The following is a 2,106-nucleotide window of genomic DNA, read 5'->3' as shown; positions in this document are numbered from 1 at the left end:
CATACCGTCGATGCCCGCTTCACCCCGGGTGGCCAGCAGATACGTCACCCGCTTGCCCTGAGCGGTCCAGCGGGCGACCGCCGAAGCCGCGCCGTATTCGATGTCGTCCGGATGCGCCGCCACGGCCAGACATCGCTCCCAGTCCTCGGGAAGCGGCGGCAGCGGGTTCTGCGGGCCGGACGCGCCCGTTTCCTCTCGCGTCGTCATACACCGATAGTGGCGCCCCCTCCTCCCCGATCCACACAGGCGCGCACGTCTTTCCCTGCAACCGCCCGCGCACCCCGATGGCGAGGTCCGCCCGGGCCGCCGAACTCACCCGGCCCCGGCCCGACCGGTGCGCGAGAGGGGATGGCACGGGTCGGTACCAGCTAGGTACCATGGGAGCCATGCCATCACTGAACGTGTCCTTCTCCGACGAAGAGATGGAAGGCGTGCGCGCGGCGGCGGCCGCCGAGGGCAAGAGCCTGAAGTCCTACCTCCATGACCTGGGGGTACGGGAGATGCAGCGCAAGCAATTCGTCGCCGGCGCCGCAGAATGGGCGGACCGCCTCCGATCCGAGTTCGACGCCGCCTTCCCCGACGAGGTACCGCCCTCCCAGCGCGCCGGCGGAGCTGCAGCCGCCTGATGGTCCTGCACATCGACGTCTCCTGGCTGCTCGACGTCCAGGAGACCGCCCTCGGCAACGACGACGACGTCACCGTCTGTGACTACTCCGCCCTCGTCGCGGCCGTCGCACGGCACAAAACCAGGATGCCGACGCTGGAAGCGTCCGACCCCGACGCCGCCTGGCGCGCCGCGGCCCTCCTGCACACCATCGTGCAGCTGGAACCGCTGCCGCACCGCAACAGCCTCTTCGCCGTCTTCGTGGCCGCCCAGTACATGGACCAGTCCGGCGAGGGCATCGATCCGCCCTACGGCGCCCTTTCCGACCTGGTCCGCACGGTCCGCGACACCAAGGCCAGCGTCTACACCGTGGCCGCAGCACTGCGTACCTGGAAAGTCTGACCACCGGCCCCGGTGCCGGAGCCCAGGCGACGGCCAGGCCGGAGCGCTCCGGGCACCAGCAGCGGCCCCGCAGTGTGCACCGGGGCGGCCGCCTTGCCAGTTCCTGCGCCAGAGCCGCGTCATGCGGTGAGGCACCCCGCGTGCGACACCCCGTTGCCGGGGGAGGTACATTGCGTGGCGACCACCGCGGGAGCTCGGGAGTAGCCGGGCTGAGAGGGCGGACGGGACTTGCTCCCCTTTCCGCCGACCGCATGAACCTGGACCGGGTAATGCCGGCGTAGGAAGGGTGCTGACAATGGACGCTGCCTCCATACCCGCCAAGAACGGCCCTGCGGTTTCCCCTGATGCCGTGGCGGACGTGATCGCGTCGCTGCGGGCCTCCGCACCCCTGGTGCACTGTCTGACCAACGTCGTGGTGTCGCAGTTCACCGCGAACGTGCTGCTCGCGGCGGGGGCCGCCCCCGCGATGGTGCACAGCGCGCAGGAGGCCGGAGCGCTGGCCCGGGTGGCCGGGGGCGTCCTGGTCAACCTGGGTACGGTCACCTCCGGGACGGGCGAGGCGATGCGCGTCGCGGTCAAGGAAGCGGCCGGGGCCGGACGCCCGTGGGTGCTCGACCCGGTGGGGATCGGTCCGCTGCCCTGGCGCACCGGCCTCGCCCGCGAACTCCTGGAAAGCGCACCCCCGGCGGTCATTCGCGGCAATGCTTCCGAGATCCTGGCACTGGACGGCGGCGGCACGGGCGGGCGCGGCGTGGACAGCACGGACGCCCCCGAGGCGGCGCTGGCCGCGGCCGGCGCACTGGGCCGGCGCTACGGCTGTGCGGTCGCCGTGAGCGGTCCGGAGGACGTCCTCACCGACGGGACGCGCGTGGTGCGTGTGGCCAATGGGCACCCGCTGCTGCAACGGGTAACGGGAACCGGCTGCTCACTCGGCGCCCTGGTGGCTGCGTGCACAGCCGTCACCGGCGACGCGCTGCTGGCCGCCACTGCCGCGTCGGGCCTGCTCACGGTGGCCGCGGAGATCGCCGCCACGCGCTCGGCGGGACCCGGCACGTTCGCGGTCGCACTGATCGATGCACTGTACGAGCTCAGCCCGGACC

4 protein-coding genes and 1 riboswitch are annotated in these 2,106 nt (G+C 72.1%); of the genes, 3 read left to right on the top strand and 1 reads right to left on the bottom strand.

The annotated features are described in order from the left end of the window. A partial coding sequence (locus ACQKIP_RS45815; protein WP_427745707.1) for a PIG-L deacetylase family protein occupies positions 1-207 on the bottom strand: 207 nt, incomplete at its 3' end. A gap of 179 nt (positions 208-386) precedes the next feature. Between ACQKIP_RS45815 and ACQKIP_RS45810 the strand changes: the two genes are divergently transcribed. From ACQKIP_RS45810 to thiM, 3 genes are all read left to right on the top strand, one after another. Continuing rightward, positions 387-626, top strand: coding sequence for a hypothetical protein (locus ACQKIP_RS45810; protein WP_365863453.1), 240 nt, complete (start codon positions 387-389; stop codon positions 624-626). Beyond that, positions 626-1,006 (top strand): toxin Doc, encoded by a 381-nt coding sequence (locus ACQKIP_RS45805; protein WP_365863455.1) that lies wholly within the window; start codon positions 626-628, stop codon positions 1,004-1,006. The genes ACQKIP_RS45810 and ACQKIP_RS45805 overlap by 1 nt, the downstream gene beginning before the upstream one ends. Before the next feature lie 176 nt (positions 1,007-1,182). Further along, positions 1,183-1,308: riboswitch (TPP riboswitch) on the top strand. Then, positions 1,302-2,106, top strand: an 805-nt coding sequence (gene thiM, locus ACQKIP_RS45800; RefSeq protein WP_427745706.1) for a hydroxyethylthiazole kinase, incomplete at its 3' end; no start/stop codon positions are given. It overlaps the preceding riboswitch by 7 nt.

Origin of the sequence: Streptomyces sp. NPDC059900 (assembly GCF_050270335.1) — a bacterium.
In the GTDB taxonomy this organism is placed as follows: Bacteria; Actinomycetota; Actinomycetes; order Streptomycetales; family Streptomycetaceae; genus Streptomyces.
The sequence above is the reverse complement of the archived record's forward strand: the minus strand, read 5'-3'. Positions and strand labels throughout refer to the sequence as shown.